The sequence below is a fragment of the Serratia sp. X3 genome, assembly GCF_014982455.1.
Taxonomy (GTDB): domain Bacteria; phylum Pseudomonadota; class Gammaproteobacteria; order Enterobacterales; family Enterobacteriaceae; genus Serratia; species Serratia ureilytica.
Window position 1 is genome coordinate 35,839 of sequence record NZ_JADCNB010000004.1, and the last position, 21,685, is coordinate 57,523.

Annotated in this window: 21 protein-coding genes; 8 read left to right on the top strand and 13 right to left on the bottom strand. The window is 60.4% G+C overall.

The genetic code is table 11. The features are described 5' to 3' along the window. The first annotated feature begins 58 nt into the window (after positions 1–58). Positions 59–772: an amino acid ABC transporter permease gene (locus IMX17_RS17070; RefSeq protein WP_033645154.1), complete on the top strand. Its 714-nt coding sequence runs from the start codon at positions 59–61 to the stop codon at positions 770–772. Position 773: 1 nt separating this feature from the next. After that, positions 774–1,514: an amino acid ABC transporter permease gene (locus IMX17_RS17075; protein ID WP_182265605.1), complete on the top strand. Its 741-nt coding sequence runs from the start codon at positions 774–776 to the stop codon at positions 1,512–1,514. Here IMX17_RS17075 and yieH read toward each other — a convergent pair. Next, entirely contained in the window at positions 1,511–2,179 is a 669-nt protein-coding gene (yieH, locus tag IMX17_RS17080; RefSeq protein WP_046898754.1) for a 6-phosphogluconate phosphatase, read from the bottom strand. The genes IMX17_RS17075 and yieH overlap by 4 nt on opposite strands. A 46-nt stretch (positions 2,180–2,225) precedes the next feature. Next, on the bottom strand, positions 2,226–2,630 hold the full coding sequence (locus tag IMX17_RS17085; protein ID WP_033645151.1) for an NUDIX domain-containing protein: 405 nt from the start codon (positions 2,628–2,630) through the stop codon (positions 2,226–2,228). A gap of 235 nt (positions 2,631–2,865) precedes the next feature. Here IMX17_RS17085 and IMX17_RS17090 point away from each other — a divergent pair, with 235 nt between their 5' ends. Then, the gene (locus IMX17_RS17090) at positions 2,866–4,203 is read left to right on the top strand and encodes an NCS2 family permease (protein ID WP_004933851.1); all 1,338 of its coding nucleotides are present in this window, start codon (positions 2,866–2,868) and stop codon (positions 4,201–4,203) included. Positions 4,204–4,238: 35 nt separating this feature from the next. Here IMX17_RS17090 and IMX17_RS17095 read toward each other — a convergent pair whose 3' ends face one another. The 9 genes from IMX17_RS17095 to rpmH form a co-directional block, all read right to left on the bottom strand. Then, a complete protein-coding gene (locus IMX17_RS17095) occupies positions 4,239–5,291 on the bottom strand; it encodes a hypothetical protein (RefSeq protein ID WP_046898755.1) in 1,053 nt (350 codons plus the stop codon). A gap of 76 nt (positions 5,292–5,367) precedes the next feature. Continuing rightward, positions 5,368–5,934 (bottom strand): NADPH-dependent FMN reductase, encoded by a 567-nt coding sequence (locus IMX17_RS17100; RefSeq protein WP_033645148.1) that lies wholly within the window; start codon positions 5,932–5,934, stop codon positions 5,368–5,370. Positions 5,935–6,095: 161 nt separating this feature from the next. Further along, entirely contained in the window at positions 6,096–6,821 is a 726-nt protein-coding gene (locus tag IMX17_RS17105) for a 4'-phosphopantetheinyl transferase superfamily protein (RefSeq protein ID WP_046898756.1), read from the bottom strand. Positions 6,822–6,954: 133 nt separating this feature from the next. After that, complete coding sequence (locus IMX17_RS17110; protein WP_193550015.1) at positions 6,955–7,755, bottom strand: MBL fold metallo-hydrolase; 801 nt, start codon at positions 7,753–7,755, stop codon at positions 6,955–6,957. A gap of 147 nt (positions 7,756–7,902) precedes the next feature. Then, positions 7,903–9,267: a tRNA uridine-5-carboxymethylaminomethyl(34) synthesis GTPase MnmE gene (gene mnmE / locus IMX17_RS17115; RefSeq protein WP_193550016.1), complete on the bottom strand. Its 1,365-nt coding sequence runs from the start codon at positions 9,265–9,267 to the stop codon at positions 7,903–7,905. Positions 9,268–9,363: 96 nt separating this feature from the next. Further along, a complete protein-coding gene (yidC, locus tag IMX17_RS17120; protein WP_033645144.1) occupies positions 9,364–11,001 on the bottom strand; it encodes a membrane protein insertase YidC in 1,638 nt (545 codons plus the stop codon). Positions 11,002–11,003: 2 nt separating this feature from the next. Beyond that, positions 11,004–11,261, bottom strand: coding sequence for a membrane protein insertion efficiency factor YidD (yidD, locus tag IMX17_RS17125; RefSeq protein WP_004933881.1), 258 nt, complete (start codon positions 11,259–11,261; stop codon positions 11,004–11,006). Further along, entirely contained in the window at positions 11,225–11,584 is a 360-nt protein-coding gene (gene rnpA / locus IMX17_RS17130) for a ribonuclease P protein component (RefSeq protein WP_004933883.1), read from the bottom strand. The genes yidD and rnpA overlap by 37 nt, the downstream gene beginning before the upstream one ends. A gap of 17 nt (positions 11,585–11,601) precedes the next feature. Next, positions 11,602–11,742 carry a 50S ribosomal protein L34 gene (rpmH, locus tag IMX17_RS17135; RefSeq protein WP_000831330.1) on the bottom strand — a complete coding sequence of 47 codons (141 nt, stop codon included), beginning with the start codon at positions 11,740–11,742 and terminating at the stop codon, positions 11,602–11,604. Between the two features lie 682 nt (positions 11,743–12,424). On the opposite strand from rpmH, the gene dnaA reads away from it, so the two are divergent. The 5 genes from dnaA to yidA all read left to right on the top strand — a co-directional run bounded on the left by dnaA (position 12,425) and on the right by yidA (position 19,428). Further along, a complete protein-coding gene (dnaA, locus tag IMX17_RS17140; RefSeq protein ID WP_080491961.1) occupies positions 12,425–13,819 on the top strand; it encodes a chromosomal replication initiator protein DnaA in 1,395 nt (464 codons plus the stop codon). Positions 13,820–13,823: 4 nt separating this feature from the next. After that, positions 13,824–14,924, top strand: a complete 1,101-nt coding sequence (dnaN, locus tag IMX17_RS17145) for a DNA polymerase III subunit beta (protein ID WP_004933892.1) — start codon at positions 13,824–13,826, stop codon at positions 14,922–14,924. Positions 14,925–14,969: 45 nt separating this feature from the next. Beyond that, positions 14,970–16,055, top strand: coding sequence for a DNA replication/repair protein RecF (gene recF, locus IMX17_RS17150; protein WP_004933895.1), 1,086 nt, complete (start codon positions 14,970–14,972; stop codon positions 16,053–16,055). 18 nt (positions 16,056–16,073) lie between these two features. Next, complete coding sequence (gyrB, locus tag IMX17_RS17155) at positions 16,074–18,488, top strand: DNA topoisomerase (ATP-hydrolyzing) subunit B (RefSeq protein WP_046898760.1); 2,415 nt, start codon at positions 16,074–16,076, stop codon at positions 18,486–18,488. 124 nt (positions 18,489–18,612) lie between these two features. Further along, the gene (yidA, locus tag IMX17_RS17160; protein ID WP_046898761.1) at positions 18,613–19,428 is read left to right on the top strand and encodes a sugar-phosphatase; all 816 of its coding nucleotides are present in this window, start codon (positions 18,613–18,615) and stop codon (positions 19,426–19,428) included. Between the two features lie 25 nt (positions 19,429–19,453). Here the strand turns inward: yidA and IMX17_RS17165 are convergent, their stop codons facing one another. Next, positions 19,454–20,395 (bottom strand): ornithine cyclodeaminase family protein, encoded by a 942-nt coding sequence (locus IMX17_RS17165; RefSeq protein WP_046898762.1) that lies wholly within the window; start codon positions 20,393–20,395, stop codon positions 19,454–19,456. Next, positions 20,382–21,350, bottom strand: a complete 969-nt coding sequence (locus IMX17_RS17170; RefSeq protein ID WP_182265608.1) for a threonine/serine dehydratase — start codon at positions 21,348–21,350, stop codon at positions 20,382–20,384. Before IMX17_RS17170 ends, IMX17_RS17165 begins: the two co-directional genes overlap by 14 nt. Between the last annotated feature and the right edge of the window lie 335 nt (positions 21,351–21,685).

Below are 21,685 nucleotides of genomic sequence, written 5' to 3' on the forward strand. Positions count from 1 at the left end.
GCACGGAGGGGCGCAGCTTGCTGCGCCCCTGATGCATTCTGCAAGACAAGGATTGAACATGAACCTGGACTGGCTGCTGGCGCCGCAATATTTGAGCTGGCTGTGGCACGGTTTTCTGCTGACGCTGTGGCTTTCCGCCTGCGCAGGGCTGGCGGCTACGCTGCTGGGCTTTGTGCTGGCGGCGATGCGCGACAGCAGCCTGCGGCCGTTGCGCTGGCTGGCGATGGGGTACAGTTCGCTGTTTCGCAATACGCCGCTGCTGGTGCAGCTGTTCTTCTGGTACTTCGCCGCCGGGCAGATCCTGCCGTCCGCCGCCATGCAGTGGCTGAACAGCGCCCATCAGGTTGGCCCGCTTGAGTGGCCGTCGTTCGAGTTTCTCGCCGGTTTCTTCGGCCTGACGCTGTACTCCACCGCCTTTATCGCCGAAGAGATCCGCTCCGGCATTCGCGGCGTCGCCGGCGGGCAGAAATATGCCGCTCAGGCGCTGGGGCTGACCGGCTGGCAGGCGATGCGCTATGTGGTGCTGCCGCAGGCGCTGAAAATCGCGCTGCCGCCGCTGCTGGGCCAATACATGAACGTAATCAAGAACTCGTCGTTGACCATGGCGATCGGCGTGGCCGAACTCTCTTACGCCTCGCGTCAGGTCGAAACCGAAACCCTGCGCACTTTCCAGGCGTTCGGCGTGGCGACGGTACTGTATATCGCCATCATCGCGCTGCTGGAAGGCTGGGGCATGTGGCGACAACAGCGTAAACCGCTGGGAGGACATTGAGATGGATTTCAGCGTGATTCACGACAACCTGGGCTACCTGCTGTGGGGCACCTGGCCGGATGGGCCGCTGGGCGGCGCGGCGCTGACGTTGGCGATCAGCCTGATGGCCGGGGGCGCCTCGGCGGTGCTCGGCACGCTGCTCGGCGTGGCGCTGGCGATGTCGCGCGGCATCGCCGCCGGGCTGCTGGCGGCGGTGTTGGGCTTTTTCCGCGCCATTCCGGTCATCATGCTGATCTTCTGGACCTATTTCCTGTTGCCGATGGTGTTTGGCGTTGAGATCCCGGAAATCACCACTGTCGTGTGCGCGCTGGCGCTGATCGCCTCGGCCTATCTGGCCCATGCGGTGAAAGCCGGCATCGCCGCGATCGGCCCCGGCCAGTGGCAGGCCGGGCTTTCTCTGGGGCTGACCCGCTGGCAGACGCTGCGCATGATCGTGCTGCCGCAGGCGCTGCGCATGATGGTGCCGTCGTTCATCAACCAGTGGATTTCTCTGATCAAAGACACCTCGCTGGCTTATATCGTCGGCGTTGGCGAACTGACCTTCCTGGCGACCCAGGTCAACAACCGCAGCATGGTCTACCCGATGGAAGTCTTCCTGTTCGTGGCGCTGGTCTATTTCGTGTTCTGCCTGGCGCTCGATCTGCTGGCCAACGCGGTCAACCGCCGCTTCGGCGCGCAAACCCGCGGCCTGAAGCGCTCCTGGCGCTGGTGGCGCAACAAGCCGCCGTTGCCGGCCAGTTAATCGGCCGTCAGCCGCCAGCCGCGTTCGCGCCACAGCGCGGGCAATTGAGCCAGGTCGTCAAACGTTGTCACCAGCGGGTGGTCGATCGGCGGGTTATGCGGATCGGCGCAGAAGTAAAAGACCGGAATGCCGGCATTGATGCCGGCCTGCGCGCCGGCGGGCGAATCGTCCACCAGGATGCAGCGCGTCACCGGCACCTGCATCTGTTCGGCGGCGTGAAACACGATCGCCGGATCCGGCTTCCAGCGCTGAATGTCATAGCCGCTGAACAACCGGTCATCAAAATAAGGCAGCATGCCGGTCAGGCCGAGCGAGTGCTGCATCTTGCTGACCGGTCCGTTGGAGACGGTGCAGACTGGCACCGTCACCTGCGCCAGCAGCTCGCGGGCGCCGGCAATCTGTTGCAGTTCGCTGTCGAACAGCCGCGCCACTTCCTGCCGATACAGCGGCTCTAGCGTCTCTTTTGCCAGGTTAGTGCCCTGCTCGGCGTTGACCCGATCGATGATCTCGTACAGCTTCACCCCTTTGTATTTCTTGAATACCTCTTCCAGCGACAGATGAATGCCGTAGCGGGCGAACATATGGACATAGGCTTTGCTGCACAGCACTTCGCTGTCCACCAGCGTGCCGTCGCAGTCGAACAAAATGCAGTCAATCTGATTCATGGGGGACAGGTTCCTTCGGGTTAACGCCGCTGAGGCCGCTCAGCGATCACTTGATCAGGCTACGCGCCTTGAGATCGTGCAAAATCAGCGCGGCGACGTGTGAGCACTGCGGCAGATCGCGGCTGTCGCACCATTTCAGCTCGGCGATTTCGGCGGCCGGCTGCAACTGCCCGGTAAAGTCGGCCTGGTAGCAACGAATGCGCACCTGGGTGCCGTCCTGCTTGCCGTCCGCCGGGCCGGTGAACTCACCGTAAAACGCGATGGATTGCGGCTGCAGCGCAACGGTCAGCTCTTCGTCGATTTCGCGGCACAGCGCCTGCTCATCGGTTTCACCCGCTTCGCGCTTTCCGCCCGGCACATAAAAAAGCGTCTTGTTGTGCGAGCGCACCAGCGCCACTTTGTCATCTTTCAGCGCGATCAACGCGAGCTTATCGATAAAGGTCGAAGACATGCGGGTTCCTGTTTTTTTAGCGGGTAGGGTAAGAGATGCGATAGGCTATTTTATCGGCCGTGCCGGCAAACGGCAACGCGGCGGGCTGTGATGGAGAATGAATGCCTGTAAATACAAGCCGTTGACGCGTTTAGCCGTAAAGATGGCGAAAAAAACCTGTGACCGGCGTCAAAAGCCCCATTTTTTGTTATAGGATAGCCGGCGACTGTCCATTCCCATTTTCGGAATTCTGATAATGACCAAACCAGTATCTGGCCTTGACGCTGAGCAAGGCTTGCTTGGGCGCGTGTTTAAACTCAAGCAACATGGCACCACGGCGCGTACGGAAACGATTGCCGGTATCACCACTTTCCTCACCATGGTGTATATCGTGTTCGTTAACCCGCAAATTTTGGGCGCGGCGGGCATGGATACCCAGGCGGTATTTGTCACCACCTGTTTGATCGCCGCCTTCGGCAGCATCTTTATGGGCCTGCTGGCGAACCTGCCGGTGGCGTTGGCGCCGGCGATGGGCCTGAACGCCTTCTTCGCCTTCGTGGTGGTCGGCGCGATGGGCATCTCCTGGCAGGTGGGCATGGGCGCCATCTTCTGGGGCGCGGTCGGCCTGCTGCTGCTGACCATTTTCCGCATTCGCTACTGGATGATCGCCAACATTCCGGTCAGCCTGCGGGTCGGCATCACCAGCGGCATCGGTCTGTTCATCGGCATGATGGGGCTGAAAAACGCCGGCATCGTGGTGGCCAACCCGGACACGCTGGTGACCATCGGCAGCCTGACCTCGCACAACGTGTTGCTGGGGGCGCTTGGCTTCTTCATCATCGCCGTGCTCTCTTCGCGCAACTTCCACGCGGCGGTGCTGGTATCTATCGTGGTCACCACCCTGATCGGCTGGATGCTGGGCGACGTGAAATACGGCGGCCTGTTCTCCCTGCCGCCGAGCATCACCTCGGTAGTGGGCCAGGTCGACGTGGCCGGCGCGCTGAACATCGGGCTGGCCGGGGTCATCTTCTCGTTTATGCTGGTGAACCTGTTCGACTCCTCCGGCACCCTGATCGGCGTCACCGATAAAGCCGGTTTGACCGACAATCAGGGCAAGTTCCCGCGCATGAAGCAGGCGCTGTACGTAGACAGCATCAGCTCGGTGGCCGGTTCGCTGGCGGGCACCTCTTCCGTGACCGCTTACATCGAAAGCTCATCCGGCGTCGCCGTGGGCGGCCGCACCGGTTTGACGGCTGTGGTCACCGGCCTGCTGTTCCTGCTGGTGATCTTCCTGTCGCCGCTGGCGGGTATGGTGCCGGCGTATGCCGCCGCCGGCGCGCTGATCTACGTCGGCGTGCTGATGACCTCCAGCCTGGCGCGGGTGAAATGGGACGATCTGACCGAAGCGGTACCGGCGTTTGTCACCGCGGTGATGATGCCGTTCAGCTTCTCGATCACCGAAGGCATTGCGCTCGGCTTTATCTCCTACTGCGTGATGAAGCTCGGCACCGGCCGCTGGCGTGAAATCAGCCCGTGCGTGGTGGTCGTGGCGCTGCTGTTCGTGCTGAAGATCGTCTTCGTCGACGGCCATTGACAGCCAAAGGGCCGACGTCCGTCGGCCCTGAAACCTTAGACTCCCGGCGTCGCATCCGGCGCCCGATCCAGCACCCATTGCAACGGCCGCCTGAAGCGCGCCTGCCAACTGCCGGCGGCATCTTCTCCCTGGGCGAAGTGCAGCGTTTGCACCTGATTATCCTCTCCGAACAGATTGGCGAAGTGCAACGCCAGCGCCTGCTCGCTGAAGTTCTGCCGATCGTAATACGCCATCACGATTTTCTTTTTCGCCGCCAGCGACTGCTGGGCCGGCTTGATCTCGCCGTTGGGGGCGATCAATAGCGCGCCGGCGTAAAACTGCGGGTACTTCGCGATCAGATTGGCGGCGTGCAGCGCACCCTGACCGCGAGCGCTGAGATAAATCCGTTGGGGGTTCAGCTTTAACTGAGGAGCCAGCTGTTGCACCGTACGCTGAAGGGCGGCCTGGGTGCTCTCGTCGCTGTAATTCGACCAGCGGAAGCTGTTTTCCGACAACATCTGCGTGCCGTTGATCTCGATATAGGCCACGCCCATTTCGCCGAACAGCAGCCGTTCCTCGGGGCTGATGGCGGCGGCCTTGCCGTAGGTATGCAGGAAGATCACCGTTGGCCAACCTTCGGGCGGCGCTTCGCCGTCCGGTATCGCGTAGCTGGCTTTGCCTTCATAGCGGCGGGCGTGCTGCAGATAGCGCGCTTTGGTGGCGGCCAGAATGGATTGGTAGGTGGCGGAGTGCTGGATACTGTCGAAGGCGTCGTCCTCCAGCAGATTGTAGTAGTACCACAGGCCGCGATCGGCGCTCAGCTGCAGATAGCGCTCCGCCAGCTCGGTTTGCCCTTTCTCCGCCGACGATACCGCCAGCTGGTAGGGGGCCCAGACGTTGCGGCCGTCTTCGCGCATCAGCGTCAGGTACAGCGACATGGCGCCCAGCTTTTTATCTTCCTGGTTTTGCGCGGATCGCGACAGTTGGGCGTTAAGCGCACTGTGCGCAGGCAGCTCCAGCGGCTCTTCACCGGCGGGATAACGCATGTCTGCGGCGAAAGCGGGACTGGTGATGGAAACGAAAAATAACGCTAAAATGAAAAAATACATGATGCTATGGCTTTAATTTCAATAAATTGGCGGACTTCATGTCCTGTTGCGGCGCCCGGCGGGCGCCGCGAGACCGTCATTCCACGCGGCGAATGAAATCGCTGAACGCGGACAGCTGGCCGGTCAGGAAATCCAACGTTCCCTGATCGCTCAGTTCACCGGCCTGTTCATCGACCTTGTTCTGGATCACGCCGCCCATAAACTCGGGCTTGTTCATCACCATCGCATCCAGGAACACCAGGATCTGGCGCAGGTGGTATTGGCAGCGCGCGCCGCCGATGGGCCCCATTGAGCTGGTTTGAATGGCCACCGGCTTGCCGGCCAGCGGTTGATTCGGCAAGCGAGACAACCAATCGATGGCGTTTTTCAACCCGCCGGGCACGGAATAGTTGTATTCGGGGGTGACGATGATCACGCCGTCGGCCTGGCGGATCTGCTCTGCTATCGCTTCGACCGCGGCAGGGAAACCCTCACCCTGTTGCATGTCGGCGTCGTACAGCGGGATATCGCGGATGGAAGGCAGCGCTTCAATGGTGACGCCCTGCGGAGCCAGGCCTGGCAGGGCGCGGGCCACCATGGCGTTGTAGGAGCCTTTGCGCAGGCTGCCGAGCAGAGTGACGATTTTTAAGGCTTGGTCTGACATGATGATTCTCCCTTTCGAATGAGCAGATTCAGCGGACAACATGGGCGAATAGTAGGCTAAAGCTCGGGTCGAGAATAGGCGATTGCTCAACATTTAGCTGTTTTTACAAATTACGGCAGAAATTCGTGCGGTAAAAACGGCTTTATCCGCCTTGCGCCACGTTAACCGGGCGTCTTCAGGCCCGTCAGTTTGACGAAGCGTGAGGACGCCGCCGGGCTGCGGGGCGAGATTTCCCCGTCTTTGTGCAGGCCGCGGCGCTCTTCGTAGCGCCAGCACAGCAGGCGATCCAGCCCGGGGCTGCCGGCGCAGGCCCAGCTCAGGTATTCATCGGCGTCGCTCATCACCTGAACGTCCGGCGTGGCGCTGGAGCGCAGGTGCCCGGAGAACGGATGCAGACGCAGCGTAGACTGGCCGCTGTTGCCCAGGCCGGAAATTTTCAGCACGCTTTGCCGGATGCTCCACAGCTGAGTCTCCGCCTCCAGCCGATCGTCCTGCGCGCCGATCCAGGCGTTTTCCGCCGGCGTCTGATGCGCGTGTTGCAGCGCGCTTTGCCGGGTGCCGCGCGCGCGCATCACTTCGATATCCAGTCCGACTTTGCCTTCGTCGCTGAGCAGCACGCCCACGGTGTTACTGGCGTAGGCGAGGCTAAAATCGGGCAGTTGATGATCGGCGAAGCAGGGGCGGCCGGTCGGGGTGGTGGCTATAGGGGGAAGCGTCGGCAGGCCGTACAGGTAAAACATCATTTCGGCGAGCAGAATGCGCCCTTGCAGGTAACGCGTGCGGCGCTTAACGGAAAAGGTGCGGGTGGCGGCTATCACTTCGTCGGAGAGTCTCTGGGTATCCAGGACAGCGGAGGCCGGGGTCCATCGGGCAAAATGACACGCCATTGTTCACTCCATGACAGAGGGTCGCTAAGAACGCAGGGGTGTTAGATTAAGACTAAGTTGAGGATTTATCATCAAAAAACACTATGCGTTTTATCCGATTTGTTGCCGGTTTCAGTGATGAGCGGCGCAGGCGTTATTCCAGGATCCAGCTGTCGCCGGTGGCCGGCGCGATCCCTTCCGGCAGCCATAGCCGGCCCCAGGCGCCGGTACAGTGGCAGCCCATAATCTTTTCCGGCTGATGCTGGCGCAAAAAACGGCGGACGCGCCAGAGCGTGCGCGGGGAAGCGCAGCGCAGATGAAAACCGCCGATCAAGGCGTGGATCCTGTCGATTCCGGTGATTTGCTGGCAATGGCGCACGATATTCTCGATCCCGCGGTGCCCGCAGCCGGTCACGATCACCAGACCGCGATCTGATTTGTAAATCAGCACGCCTTCGTCGATAACGTAATCCACCGCTGCGTTCTCCCCGGCGATCACCCCGTAGGCGCGCGGTGTGGGCACCGTGATTTCGCCTGACCACATAAAGCGATCGCCGATCGCCAGCGGCTCTCGGCTGTATTGCATGCGGTGGCGTGAGTAGTCGATATCCAAAGAGAGCTTTTTGATTTTTCGAGTGTGGCCCAGCACCTTCAGCGCCGCATAGCGCTCATCGCCGACCTGCGGGTGGCAGATGATACGGCTGTTGTCTGGCAGCCAGGCGACGCCACCGCAGTGGTCATAGTGGCCGTGGGAGAGCACCGTCGCGGTGATACGGGAGAGATCGACGCCCATCAGCGCCGCATTGTGCAGAAAGCTGTCGTCGGGGCCGGTATCGAACAGTATGGACGTCGTATCATCCTCAATCAGCAGGCTTAACCCGGCCTTGGCCTGCAATAGCGGGTTGGCGCCGGCGGCGCGGCGGTTTTCCAGCAGTACCTTGAGGGTCAATGCCATGTTGACTCGTTCCTGAGAGAGATTCCTGACTGGCCAGTATAGCGCGGGGCGCTGCGGCGGCTCTGTGAGCCGGCGCGCAGAGCGAGAGCGGAAAAGAAAAACGGCCGGAACAAGGGGTTGTTCCGGCCGTGAAGGCGTCTGGCGGTGTTATTTGCCGATGCAGAAGCTGGAGAAGATGCGGCCCAGCAGATCGTCGGAGGTGAATTCGCCGGTGATTTCGCTCAGGGCCAGCTGTGCCTGGCGCAGTTCCTCGGCCAGCAGCTCCCCCGCGTAAGCGCTCACTAACTGTTCTTTGCCCTGCACCAGATGCTGTGCTGCCAGTTCCAGCGCCTGCAGGTGGCGACGGCGTGCCAGGAAGCCGCCTTCCATGTTGCTGGTGAAGCCCATGCTCTGTTTAAGATGATCGCGCAGCACATCGACGCCTTCGCCGGTGCGGGCCGACAGGCGAATAAGTGAGTGGTTATTCACTTCCGTCATACCCAGCGTTTCACCAGTGATGTCGGCTTTGTTGCGCACCACGGTGATCGGCAGCGTGTCCGGCAGGCGCGCCATAAACTCCGGCCAGATCTCCGCCGGCTCGGTGGCGGCGGTGGTGGTGCCGTCAACCATAAACAGCACTCTGTCGGCCTGTTCGATCTCGTTCCATGCACGTTCGATGCCGATGCGTTCCACTTCGTCGCTGGCGTCGCGCAGGCCGGCGGTGTCGATGATGTGCAGCGGCATGCCGTCGATATGGATATGCTCGCGCAAGACGTCGCGGGTGGTGCCGGCGATATCGGTGACGATCGCCGCCTCGCGCCCGGCCAACGCATTGAGCAGGCTCGATTTGCCGGCGTTGGGGCGCCCGGCGATCACCACCTTCATTCCTTCGCGCAGCAGGCTGCCCTGGCGCGCTTCACCGCGCACGTTGTCCAGATCCGCCATCACGTCGTTGAGCTGCGCCTCGATTTTACCGTCGGACAGGAAGTCGATTTCCTCGTCCGGGAAGTCGATCGCCGCTTCCACATAGATTCTCAGGTGAGTGAGCGCTTCCACGAGCTGGTGGATGCGGGTGGAGAACGCGCCTTGCAGCGAGTTCATCGCCGAACGCGCCGCCTGCTCGGAGCTGGCGTCGATCAGATCGGCGATCGCTTCGGCCTGCGCCAGATCGAGTTTGTCGTTGAGAAACGCGCGCTCGGAGAACTCGCCCGGCCGCGCGATACGCACGTCGGGCAGCGCCAGCACGCGCTTGAGCAGCAGATCGAGGATCACCGGCCCGCCGTGGCCCTGCAGTTCCAGCACGTCTTCGCCGGTAAAGGAGTTCGGCCCCGGGAACCACAGCGCGATGCCCTGATCGAGGGGGGCGCCCGTAGCGTCGCGGAACGGCAGATAGTCAGCGTAGCGCGGCTTCGGCAGCTTGCCGAGCAACGCCAGGGCGACGTCTTTGGCCTTGCTTCCGGAAATGCGCAGAATGCCGACGCCGCCGCGTCCCGGCGGGGTGGCTTGGGCTACGATGGTATCGGTGGTGCTCATAACGGTTCTCTCTGACGATTAAGATGCAAAAAGGCGGTCTAATGACCGCCTTTGGTGGGACTGCAAGGGTCGGCGCGCCGAACCCCTACAATACGCTTAGCTTTTTTTCTTGTCGCGGCTGTGCAGACCGCGTTTTTCCAGACCACGGTAAATCAGCTGCTGCTGCAGGATGGTCACCAGGTTGCTGACGATGTAGTACAGCACCAGACCGGACGGGAACCACAGGAAGAACACTGTGAAGATCACCGGCATGAAGGTCATGATTTTCTGCTGCATCGGGTCAGTCACGGTGGTCGGCGACATCTTCTGGATGAAGAACATCGTCACGCCCATCAGGATTGGCAGGATGTAGTACGGGTCTTGCGCCGACAGGTCATGGATCCACAGGGCGAACGGCGCGTGGCGCAGCTCGACCGAACCCATCAGCATGTAGTACAGCGCCAGGAAGATCGGCATCTGAATGATCAGCGGCAGGCAGCCGCCGAGCGGGTTCACTTTCTCCGCCTTGTACAGCGCCATCATCTCTTGGCTCATGCGCTGTTTGTCATCGCCGATGCGCTCGCGCATCGCCTGCAGCTTCGGCTGCAGCATGCGCATTTTCGCCATCGAGGTGTACTGCGCCTTGGTCAGCGGGTACATGATGCCGCGCACGATGAAGGTGATGATGATGATGGAGAAGCCCCAGTTGCCGATAAAGCCGTGGATGAACTTCAGCAGTTTGAACAGCGGCTGGGAGATGAACCACAGCCAGCCGTAATCCACGGTCAGGTCCAGGTGCGGCGCCAGTTGGGCCATCTGGTCCTGCAGCTCTGGGCCGACCCACAGGGTCGCGTTCAGCTGCTGCTGAGCGCCAGGCTGCACCACGACCGGGGTAGATTTGAAGCCGATGGTGGACAGGTTGTCACCCGGTTTGGCGGTGTAGAAAGTGTTGTCACCCTTGGTCGCCGGTACCCACGCGGTGGCGAAGTACTGCTGCAGCATGGCGACCCAACCGTCTTTGGTGGTGACGCTCAGGTTTTCGTCTTTGTCGAACGCGTATTTCTGGTACTTGTCCTCGCTGGACGAGTACGCCGCGCCGCGGAAGGTGTGCAGCGCGAAGTTGCTGCTGCCGGTGTCGCGGTGCTTAGGCAATTCGGTGGTCTGCTTCAGCTGGCCGAACAGGGTCAGCTCCAGCGGCGCCGCGCCTTTGTTGTCGATGCTGTAATCCACGCCGACCGCATAGTGGTTGCGTTTGAGCACGAAGGTCTTGGTGTAGACCGCGCCGTCTTTATCGGTGTAGGTCAGCGGGATGCGCAGCTCGTCCTGGCCTTCCGGCAGGGTGTAGCTGTCCTGCGCCGCCTGATACAGCGGGCGTTCGCCGTTGGCCGGGTTGTCCGGGCCGTTTTTACCGGTCAGGCCGCTTTGCGCCTGATAGACGAACGACGGAGTGGTTTCCAGCAGTTGGAACGGAGTCGATGAACCCAGAGTTTCCGGGTAGGCCAACAGTTTAGCCTGCTCGATATCGCCACCACGGGTGTTGATGGTCAGTGACAGCACGTCGGTGTTCACGGTAATCAGCTTACCCTGACCACTGGCTGGCACGGCCTGGCTGGCGGCATCACCGGCTACTGCGTTCGAAGTCTGTTGCGTGGTCTGTGCGGCCGGCTGCGGAGCGTTGTCCGTTTGCCATGCCTGCCAGATCATGAAAGACACGAACAGCAGAGCGATGAGGAGAAGATTGCGTTGCGAATCCATCGTTAGTGTTCTCTGTTATCGTCGGTTTTTGGCGGCACCGGATCATCGCCACCTGGGTTCAAAGGGTGGCATTTTAATACGCGTTTCAATGCTAACCAACTGCCTTTTATCATGCCAAACCTGCTTAATGCCTCAATTGCGTAATGAGAGCATGTCGGCTGGAAGCGACAACGAGGCCCTAGCAGCGGACTGATGACGAGCTGATAGGCCCGCACCAGCCCGATCAGGATGCGGGAGCCTGGCGACAGTGGCGACGCCATAATTTATCCAAAGCTTCCGTCAGCGCGCGGTTATCCAAATCCGCTATCCCCTTTTTGGCCACCACGACAAAATCCATCGCCGGTAATTCGTGCTGGCGCAAACGGAAGCTTTCGCGGGTTAGGCGTTTGATCCGATTACGCTCGTGCGCGCGTTTGACGTGTTTTTTGGCGACGGTAAGACCGATGCGGGGATGCCCCAGCTGGTTCAGGCGGCCGAGGATGGTGATTTGCGGCGTGCCAGCCCGTTGTGGCTGCTGGAAGACGAAAGTGAAATGAGTGGGAGTTAACAAACGTAACTCCCTGGGAAAAGCGAGCTTAACCACTCAGCGGGTTAGCTTTATTACTTAGAAACAGTCAGACGAGCACGGCCTTTCGCACGACGGCGGGCCAGAACTTGACGACCATTTTTGGTTGCCATACGAGCACGGAAACCGTGGCTACGGTTGCGCTTCAATACGGACGGTTGGAAAGTGCGTTTCATAGCGATTTCTACCTAAACTTAAAATAATTACTGATCAGTAAACGCGTTTGGCTACTCGGCGTGAAGATGACCGACGCCTCAATCGCAATACATAAAGAAGCGGGATTGTAATAATTGTACAGTCCTGAGTCAATTCGCATCGCGCCAGCCTACCTGGTTGTCTGCCAATAACGGAACAATATCCGATCTTGGCCCGTGGTCACCGCAGAATCCTGTCTGGCTAATGACGCACCATAAGGAACCAGGTATCACACGTAGGGCGAAGATTATACGGACTCGGGGTGAAATCGCAAGGATCCCCGTGAGATCCTTTGCGCGCGATCCCAGGATCCGACGTGGATAACAGGGTATAACCGGTTGACAATGTAAAAAATGCGGCGCAGCGGCCGGGATCTGCGCGGTCATTCGGCGCCGGCGGCGAAAAGATCGCCGCCGGCCGCGGCCTGTGGATAAAATGGATCTAATCTGTGAGGAAGGGGAGGATCTCTTGCGCGGATTGCGCTATGATCCGTCATTCCGATCGCGATCCCTCATGCCGGGATCGTGAGGGACACAAACCGTGAAAGGCGGTTCGCATCCCCCACAGGCAAACAGCCGATGCCGGGTATGTGTCAAAAATCATGAGTTATAAAAAAGTTGCCCGTTTCTTTTCTTTATTGATCTTGTTCGAGTGGAGTCCGCCGTGTCACTTTCGCTTTGGCAGCAGTGTCTTGCCCGATTGCAGGATGAGTTACCTGCCACAGAATTTAGTATGTGGATTCGCCCATTGCAGGCGGAACTGAGTGACAACACCCTGGCGCTGTACGCGCCTAACCGTTTTGTGCTGGATTGGGTTCGCGATAAGTACTTAAACAATATCAATGGTCTGCTGAATGATTTCTGCGGCACGGATGCGCCTTTGCTGCGTTTTGAAGTCGGCAGCAAGCCGATCACGCAGGTGATCAGCCAGACCGTGACCGCCAGCGTCAGCAGCGCCCCTGCGGCCCCGGCGGCGCGCATGGCCGCGCCTTCGCGTCCGAGCTGGGACAATGCGGCGGCGCAGCCCGAGCTCTCTTACCGCTCCAACGTCAACCCTAAACACACCTTCGACAACTTCGTCGAGGGTAAGTCCAACCAGCTGGCGCGCGCGGCGGCTCGCCAGGTGGCGGACAATCCGGGCGGCGCCTACAACCCTTTGTTCCTGTATGGCGGCACCGGCCTGGGTAAAACTCACCTGCTGCACGCGGTCGGCAACGGCATCATGGCGCGCAAGGCCAACGCCAAAGTGGTCTACATGCACTCGGAACGCTTTGTACAGGACATGGTCAAAGCGTTGCAGAACAATGCCATCGAAGAGTTTAAGCGCTACTACCGTTCGGTCGACGCGCTGCTGATCGATGACATCCAATTCTTCGCCAACAAGGAGCGTTCGCAGGAAGAGTTCTTCCATACCTTTAACGCCCTGTTGGAAGGCAATCAGCAGATTATCCTGACCTCGGATCGCTACCCTAAAGAGATCAACGGGGTGGAAGATCGTCTGAAGTCCCGCTTCGGCTGGGGGCTGACGGTGGCGATCGAGCCGCCGGAACTGGAAACCCGCGTGGCGATCCTGATGAAAAAGGCCGACGAAAACGACATTCGCCTGCCGGGCGAAGTGGCGTTCTTCATCGCCAAGCGCCTGCGTTCCAACGTGCGTGAGCTCGAAGGGGCGCTGAACCGCGTGATCGCCAATGCCAACTTTACCGGCCGGGCCATCACCATCGATTTCGTGCGCGAAGCGCTGCGCGATCTGCTGGCGCTGCAGGAAAAGCTGGTCACCATCGACAATATTCAAAAGACGGTGGCGGAGTATTACAAGATTAAAGTCGCGGATTTGCTGTCCAAGCGGCGTTCGCGATCCGTTGCCCGCCCGCGCCAGATGGCGATGGCGCTGGCGAAGGAACTCACCAACCACAGCCTGCCGGAAATCGGCGATGCGTTTGGTGGCCGCGACCATACCACGGTGTTGCACGCCTGCCGGAAGATCGAGCAGTTGCGTGAGGAAAGTCACGACATCAAAGAAGATTTCTCCAATTTAATCAGAACATTATCTTCATAGCGCTATGAAATTTATCGTTGAACGTGAGCATCTGCTAAAACCGCTGCAACAGGTGAGCAGCCCGCTGGGCGGCCGCCCGACCTTGCCGATCCTGGGCAACCTGCTGCTGCAGGTGACGGAAGGCTCCCTGCTGCTGACCGGCACCGATCTGGAGATGGAGATGGTGGCGCGCGTCGCCCTGTCCCAGCCGCACGAGCCGGGCGCGACGACTGTGCCCGCGCGCAAATTCTTTGATATCTGCCGTGGCCTGCCGGAAGGGGCGGAGATTGCCGTCACGCTGGAGAGCGAGCGCATGCTGGTGCGGTCCGGCCGCAGCCGCTTCTCGCTGTCCACGCTGCCCGCGGCGGACTTCCCGAACCTGGACGACTGGCAGAGCGAGGTGGAGTTCACCTTGCCGCAGGCGACGCTGAAGCGCCTGATCGAAGCCACCCAGTTCTCGATGGCCCATCAGGACGTGCGTTACTACCTGAACGGCATGCTGTTTGAAACCGAAGGCGAAGAGCTGCGCACCGTCGCGACCGACGGCCACCGCCTGGCGGTGTGCTCGATGCCGATCGGCCAGCAGCTGCCGTCGCATTCGGTGATCGTGCCGCGTAAAGGGGTGATGGAACTGGTGCGTCTGCTGGACGGCGGCGATTCGCTGCTGCAGCTGCAGATCGGCAGCAACAACATCCGCGCCCACGTTGGCGATTTCATCTTCACGTCCAAGCTGGTTGACGGCCGTTTCCCGGACTATCGCCGCGTCTTGCCGAAGAATCCGGACAAAACGCTGGAAGCCGGCTGCGATCTGCTCAAGCAGGCGTTTGCCCGCGCGGCCATTCTCTCGAACGAGAAATTCCGCGGCGTGCGGCTGTACGTCAGCCAGAACCAGCTGAAGATCACCGCCAACAACCCGGAGCAGGAAGAGGCGGAAGAGATCCTCGACGTCAGCTACGACGGCGCGGAGATGGAGATCGGCTTCAACGTCAGCTACGTGCTGGACGTGTTGAACGCGCTCAAGTGTGAAGACGTGCGCCTGCTGTTGACCGACTCGGTCTCCAGCGTGCAGATCGAAGACGGCGCCAGCCAGGCGGCGGCCTACGTTGTCATGCCAATGCGGTTGTAGTCTCGTTACCTTGAATTACAGCACCGTCATCGGTAAAGAGATTGCATGGCTCTGACGCGTTTATTGATTAAAGACTTCCGCAATATCGAGGCGGCGGATTTGGCGCTGGCGCCGGGATTCAACTTCCTGGTCGGCGCCAACGGCAGCGGCAAGACCAGCGTGCTGGAGGCGGTGTATACGCTCGGCCATGGCCGCGCCTTCCGCAGCCTGCAGGCCGGTCGGGTGATCCGCCACGACCAGCCGGAGTTCGTGCTGCACGGCCGCATCGAAGGCGCGGAGCGCGAGCTGTCGGTAGGATTGAGCAAGAGCCGTCAGGGTGACAGCAAAGTACGCATCGATGGCAGCGACGGCCACAAGGTGGCCGAGCTGGCGCAGCTGCTGCCCATGCAGCTGATCACCCCCGAAGGTTTTACCCTGCTGAACGGCGGGCCGAAATTCCGGCGCGCTTTCCTGGACTGGGGCTGTTTTCATAACGAACCCGGTTTTTTCACCGCCTGGAGCAACCTGAAACGGTTACTGAAGCAGCGCAATGCCGCGCTGCGCCAGGTGAGTCGCTATGCGCAGATCCGCGCCTGGGATCAGGAACTGATCCCGCTCGCGGAGCGCATCAGCGAATGGCGGGCGGAATACAGCGACGCGATCGCCGCGGATATCACCGCGACCTGCGCGCAGTTTCTGCCTGAATTCGCCCTGAGCTTCTCCTTCCAGCGCGGCTGGGACAAAGAGAGCGACTACGGCGAGCTGCTGGAGCGCCAGTTTGAGCGCGACAGGGCGTTGACCTATACCGCGGTGGGGCCGCATAAAGCGGACTTTCGCATTCGTGCCGACGGCACGCCGGTAGAGGATTTGTTATCGCGCGGTCAGCTTAAGCTGCTGATGTGCGCGTTGCGCTTGGCGCAGGGTGAGTTTCTCACCCGGCAGAGCGGGCGGCGTTGCCTGTATCTGATTGATGATTTTGCCTCCGAGCTGGACACCGGCCGTCGCCGGTTGCTGGCCGATCGCCTGAAAGCCACCCAGGCCCAGGTTTTTGTCAGCGCGGTCAGCGCTGAACAAGTGACCGACATGGCCGGTGAAAAGGGCAAGATGTTCCGCGTGGAACAGGGTAAAATAGAGGTTCAACCACAGGACTAAAATGAGCGAGAAACGTTGATGTCGAATTCTTATGACTCCTCAAGTATCAAGGTATTAAAAGGGCTGGATGCGGTGCGCAAGCGCCCGGGCATGTATATCGGCGATACCGATGACGGCACCGGTCTGCACCACATGGTATTCGAGGTTGTGGACAACGCTATCGACGAAGCGCTCGCGGGCCACTGTAGTGACATTCAGGTCACCATCCATGCCGACAACTCGGTATCGGTGCAGGATGACGGCCGCGGCATTCCGACCGGCATTCACCCGGAAGAAGGGGTTTCAGCCGCAGAGGTCATCATGACCGTGCTGCACGCCGGCGGTAAATTCGACGACAACTCCTATAAAGTTTCCGGCGGCCTGCACGGCGTGGGCGTCTCGGTGGTTAACGCCCTGTCGGAGAAACTGGAGCTGGTGATCCGCCGCGAAGGCAAAGTGCACGAACAAACTTACAGCCACGGCGAGCCGCAGGCGCCGCTGACCGTGGTGGGCGAAACCGAGCAGACCGGCACCATGGTGCGCTTCTGGCCGAGTCACCAAACTTTCACCAATGTGACCGAATTCGAGTACGACATTCTGGCCAAGCGTCTGCGCGAGCTGTCCTTCCTCAACTCCGGCGTGTCTATTCGCCTGAAGGACAAGCGCACCGACCGTGAAGACCACTTCCATTACGAAGGCGGCATCAAGGCGTTTGTCGAGTACCTGAACAAGAACAAAACCCCGATCCACCCGAACGTGTTCTACTTCTCCACCGTGAAAGACGACATCGGCGTGGAAGTGGCGCTGCAGTGGAACGACGGTTTCCAGGAAAACATCTACTGCTTCACCAACAACATTCCGCAGCGCGACGGCGGCACGCACCTGGTCGGTTTCCGTACCGCGATGACCCGTACGCTGAACAGCTACATGGAGAAGGAAGGCTACAGCAAGAAGGCCAAAGTCAGCGCCACCGGCGATGACGCGCGTGAAGGCCTGATCGCCGTGGTGTCGGTGAAGGTGCCGGATCCGAAGTTCTCTTCTCAGACCAAGGACAAGCTGGTCTCTTCCGAGGTGAAAACCGCGGTTGAAACGCTGATGAACGAGAAGCTGGTGGATTACCTGATGGAGAATCCGGGCGACGCGAAAATCGTGGTCGGCAAAATCATCGATGCGGCGCGCGCACGCGAAGCGGCGCGTAAAGCGCGTGAGATGACCCGCCGCAAAGGCGCGCTGGATCTGGCCGGCCTGCCGGGCAAGCTGGCGGACTGCCAGGAACGCGATCCGGCGCTGTCCGAACTGTACCTGGTGGAAGGGGACTCCGCGGGCGGCTCTGCCAAGCAGGGGCGCAACCGCAAGAATCAGGCTATCTTGCCGCTGAAGGGGAAAATCCTCAACGTCGAGAAAGCGCGTTTCGACAAAATGCTCTCTTCGCAGGAAGTGGCGACGTTGATCACCGCGCTGGGTTGCGGCATCGGCCGCGACGAGTACAGCCCGGACAAGCTGCGTTACCACAGCATCATCATCATGACCGATGCCGACGTCGACGGTTCGCACATCCGTACGCTGCTGTTGACCTTCTTCTACCGCCAGATGCCGGAAATCATCGAGCGTGGCCACGTGTTCATCGCACAGCCGCCGCTGTACAAGGTGAAGAAAGGCAAGCAGGAACAGTACATCAAAGATGACGAGGCGATGGATCAGTACCAGATCGCCATCGCGATGGACGGCGCTACGCTGCACACCAATGCCAGCGCACCGGCGCTCGGCGGCGAACAGTTGGAGAAACTGGTGGCCGAGCACTACGGCGTGCAGAAGCTGATTGGCCGCATGGAGCGCCGCTACCCGCGCGCGCTGCTGAACAGCCTGATCTACCAGCCGACGCTGAACGAAGGCGATCTCAGCGATGAAGCCAAGGTGAAAACCTGGATCGCGTCGCTGGTGCAGGCGCTGAACGACAAAGAGCAGCACGGCAGCAGCTATGACTTCGTGATCTTCGAGAACCGCGAGCGCCAGATGTTCGAGCCGGCGTTGCGCATCCGCACCCACGGCGTGGATACCGACTATAAGCTGGACTTCGACTTCATCCACGGCGGTGAATACCGCAAGATCTGCCAGCTGGGCGAGCAGCTGCGCGGGCTGATCGAAGAGGGCGCGTTCATCGAGCGCGGCGAACGCCGTCAGCCGGTAGACAGCTTCGAACAGGCGCTGGAGTGGCTGGTGAAAGAGTCGCGCCGCGGCCTGTCGGTACAGCGTTATAAAGGTCTGGGCGAGATGAACCCGGAGCAGCTGTGGGAAACCACCATGGATCCGGAAAGCCGCCGCATGCTGCGCGTGACCGTCAAGGACGCCATCGCTGCCGATCAGCTGTTCACCACGCTGATGGGCGATGCGGTTGAACCGCGTCGCGCCTTTATCGAAGAAAACGCCCTGAAAGCGGCGAACATCGATATCTAATGCGTTAATGGCCGTGAAAATCCGCGCCGGGCGACCCGCGCGGATTTTTTTTGGCCTTTTTTGGCGCTGACAGCCGAGGCTGAAACGCGTTAGCATGAATAAAAACCACTGGGAGAAGCGTTGAATGGCTATTGAACTGATTGCGATCGACATGGACGGCACGTTGCTGGATCCGCAGCATCAAATCACGCCGGCGGTAAAGCAGGCTATCGCAGCAGCGCGGCGCAAAGGGGTGCACGTGGTGCTGGCCACCGGGCGGCCTTATGTCGGCGTGCAGGATTATCTGCGCCAGTTGGACATTCAAGGCCCCGGTGATTTCTGTATCACCTATAACGGCGCGCTGGTGCTGCGTGCGGCCGACGGCGCCTGCATTCTGCAAGAAACGCTGGGCTTTGAGGATTATCTGCATTTCGAGCAGATGGCGCGCGAGTTCGGCGTTCACTTCCAGGCGTTTGATTTCGATACCCTGTATACCCCGAACAAGGACATCGGCAAGTACACCATACACGAGGCGGAAATGACTGGCATTCCGCTGAAATACCGCAGCGTGGAAGAGATGGATCGCCAGATGCGTTTTCCTAAAGTGATGATGATCGACGAGCCGGAGCTGCTGGACAGCGCTATCGCGCGCATCCCGGAAGCAACGCGCGCGCGTTACACCATCCTGAAAAGCGCGCCTTACTACCTTGAGATCTTGCACAAAAACGTCGATAAAGGCGCCGGGGTGAGAATGCTGGCCGAGCATCTCGGCGTGGCGCGGGAGAACATCATGACGCTGGGGGATCAGGCCAACGATACGGCGATGATCGAATATGCCGGCGTCGGCGTGGCGATGGGCAATGCCATTCCCGAGCTGAAAGCGGTGGCGCAGTTTGTCACCAGCGCCAATACCGAAGACGGCGTGGCGCGCGCTATCGAGAAGTTCGTGCTCAACGTCTGATAACGCGGGGCGCTGCGGCGCCCCTTCATACTTTCGCCAACACCCCTTTGGCGATCTGCAGATCCTGAATCGCCAAGCCGGTGAGATCGGCGATGGTGATGTGCTGCGGCTCGCATCGTACCCGCCCTCCCTGCGCCAAGGCGGCGCCAATTTCGACGATTGGCGTTGAAATCAGCCTGTTTTGCCGATAAGCCGTCGCGATCTCGCCATAGTCCGCGCACTGCGCCAGCGCATCGACCAGCAGCGCGTCCGCGCGGGCCACCAGCTCGGTCGCCAGTTCCTGCTTGCCGGGCGTGTCGGCGCCCACGGCGGTGATGTGCGTGCCGGGCCGAATATCCGCCGCCTGCAATATCGGCTCGCGGCTGGGCGTGGTGGTGACGATCAGCCGACAGTGCGCCGCCAGTTCCGCCGCATTCTGCGTAACCCGCACCCGAAAACCCTCGGCTTCGGCATCGCGCCGATACGCCGCCAGCGCCTGTTCGTCTCGCCCCCACACCCATACCTCGCGGCAATCGGTCACCGGTTTCAGGCATTGCAGCTGCAGCCGCGCCTGCAGGCCCGTGCCGATAATGCCGATCGCCTGGATATGCGGCGGCGCGCACAGCTCGGCGACGATGCGGCCGGCCAGGGCGGTGCGCAGCGCGGTCAGCCAACCTTCATCTTGCAGCAGCGCCTGCGGCTCGCCGGTCTGGGCGGAGAAGGCCATCATCAGCCCCTGATTGCTCGGCAGGCCGTGTTCGGCATTGCGATAGAAACCGGTAGAGATCTTGACCACGAACAGTTCGTCGCCTTCCAACCAGGCGGACTTGATGCAGCAGTCGCCGTCGGCCCGCTCGAACAGGAAATGCTGCACCGGCGGCTGTTGCACCCGCTGTTGCGAGTAGGCGATAAAACCCTGCTTCAGCAGCGGCGTTATGGTCTCGGCGTCGAACGCGGCGAGGATTTGCTGCCGATTAAGGATGTGCATCGGCGATGGCCTTGAGGTATTTCTCCAGCACGATGTTCTTGCCGCACAGCACCACCGCCACCTTTTTACCCTGGTATTCCGGCGCCAGCTTGATCGCCGCCGCCAGCGCCACGCCGGCCGCGCCTTCGATAATCCAGCGATCGCTGGCGGCTATCCGGCGCATCGCGTGTTTAATCTCCGCCTCGCTGACCAGCACTTTGCGGTCGATCAGCCGTTGGCACAGCGGAAAGGTCACGGCGCCCGGCTCGACGCCGCCGGCGGTGCCGTCGGACAGGGTTTCTTGCTCTTCCACCGGGAAGATATGGCCCGCTTCCAGCGCGCTGTACAGGCTGGTGGCGTTTTCCGGCCAGCAGGCGATAAGCTGCGTGTTCGGCGACAGTTGCCGCAGAACGGTGCCGATGCCGGCGATATAGCCCCCGCCGCCGACCGCCACGAACACGGCGTCCAGATCGGTGAGCTGTTCAACCAGCTCCATGCCGCAGGTGCCCTGGCCGGCGATCACCTGCTCGTCGTTATACGGCGAGATATAGGTTTTCCCCTGTTCGCGTGCGGCCTGTTCCCCCGCCAGTTCGGCGTTCAGCGCATCGCCCGGCACCAATTCCACGGTGCCGCCCAACGCGCGAATGGTGTCGAGCTTGATGCTCGCCGCCGTCTCCGGCGCATAAACCGTGACGCCAACGCCCATCAGTTGCCCCGCCAAAGCGACGGCCTGACCGTGGTTGCCGGTAGAGGCGGCGATCACGCCGCGCCGGCGTTGCTCGTTATCCAGCAGCCGCAGCTTGTTGCTGGCGCCGCGAAATTTAAAGGAACCGGTGTGCTGCAGGTGATCGCATTTCAAATACAGCTCGCAACCCAATTGCTGAGATAGCAGCACGCTGCGCTCCAATGGCGTGACTCGCACCTGAGGGCGCAGTTGCTGATGGGCAGAAACAATGGCATCGAAAAGGGGGTTCATACCGGCTCCGGATTTTTAGACTTAAAATCCAGTTTGTACTTTTTTGTATTGATTGTAAACCCCGTCGGGCAACCCGGCCAGAAAGTGGAAATGGCCGGGGGGTACGCATCGCGTATGCGGTGAAAATAAACATTACCTGGCGTTTAGCGGCACAATTTTTTATTTATTTGCGTTAAGTAAGGTGTCGCTGTGGGCGTATTTAATGAGGAAAAGGATAATCAATAAAATAATGCTCGATTCCTTTACTTATACCGTTTGGGCGTCGTTGAGTTTCCCCATCAGTAATGTGGCCGGCTAGCCGGGCGTTTATTTCCTGCCGGTGTCGTCGATAGGCT

What these genes read in the sequence shown, in the direction of transcription:
- IMX17_RS17070 (WP_033645154.1), top strand. Translation starts at nt 59, where the DNA reads ATGAACCTGGACTGGCTGCTGGCGCCGCAATATTTGAGCTGGCTGTGG.
- IMX17_RS17075 (WP_182265605.1), top strand. Translation starts at nt 774, where the DNA reads ATGGATTTCAGCGTGATTCACGACAACCTGGGCTACCTGCTGTGGGGC.
- yieH (WP_046898754.1), bottom strand. Translation starts at nt 2,179, where the DNA reads ATGAATCAGATTGACTGCATTTTGTTCGACTGCGACGGCACGCTGGTG.
- IMX17_RS17085 (WP_033645151.1), bottom strand. Translation starts at nt 2,630, where the DNA reads ATGTCTTCGACCTTTATCGATAAGCTCGCGTTGATCGCGCTGAAAGAT.
- IMX17_RS17090 (WP_004933851.1), top strand. Translation starts at nt 2,866, where the DNA reads ATGACCAAACCAGTATCTGGCCTTGACGCTGAGCAAGGCTTGCTTGGG.
- IMX17_RS17095 (WP_046898755.1), bottom strand. Translation starts at nt 5,291, where the DNA reads ATGTATTTTTTCATTTTAGCGTTATTTTTCGTTTCCATCACCAGTCCC.
- IMX17_RS17100 (WP_033645148.1), bottom strand. Translation starts at nt 5,934, where the DNA reads ATGTCAGACCAAGCCTTAAAAATCGTCACTCTGCTCGGCAGCCTGCGC.
- IMX17_RS17105 (WP_046898756.1), bottom strand. Translation starts at nt 6,821, where the DNA reads ATGGCGTGTCATTTTGCCCGATGGACCCCGGCCTCCGCTGTCCTGGAT.
- IMX17_RS17110 (WP_193550015.1), bottom strand. Translation starts at nt 7,755, where the DNA reads ATGGCATTGACCCTCAAGGTACTGCTGGAAAACCGCCGCGCCGCCGGC.
- mnmE (WP_193550016.1), bottom strand. Translation starts at nt 9,267, where the DNA reads ATGAGCACCACCGATACCATCGTAGCCCAAGCCACCCCGCCGGGACGC.
- yidC (WP_033645144.1), bottom strand. Translation starts at nt 11,001, where the DNA reads ATGGATTCGCAACGCAATCTTCTCCTCATCGCTCTGCTGTTCGTGTCT.
- yidD (WP_004933881.1), bottom strand. Translation starts at nt 11,261, where the DNA reads ATGGCGTCGCCACTGTCGCCAGGCTCCCGCATCCTGATCGGGCTGGTG.
- rpmH (WP_000831330.1), bottom strand. Translation starts at nt 11,742, where the DNA reads ATGAAACGCACTTTCCAACCGTCCGTATTGAAGCGCAACCGTAGCCAC.
- dnaN (WP_004933892.1), top strand. Translation starts at nt 13,824, where the DNA reads ATGAAATTTATCGTTGAACGTGAGCATCTGCTAAAACCGCTGCAACAG.
- recF (WP_004933895.1), top strand. Translation starts at nt 14,970, where the DNA reads ATGGCTCTGACGCGTTTATTGATTAAAGACTTCCGCAATATCGAGGCG.
- gyrB (WP_046898760.1), top strand. Translation starts at nt 16,074, where the DNA reads ATGTCGAATTCTTATGACTCCTCAAGTATCAAGGTATTAAAAGGGCTG.
- yidA (WP_046898761.1), top strand. Translation starts at nt 18,613, where the DNA reads ATGGCTATTGAACTGATTGCGATCGACATGGACGGCACGTTGCTGGAT.
- IMX17_RS17165 (WP_046898762.1), bottom strand. Translation starts at nt 20,395, where the DNA reads ATGCACATCCTTAATCGGCAGCAAATCCTCGCCGCGTTCGACGCCGAG.
- IMX17_RS17170 (WP_182265608.1), bottom strand. Translation starts at nt 21,350, where the DNA reads ATGAACCCCCTTTTCGATGCCATTGTTTCTGCCCATCAGCAACTGCGC.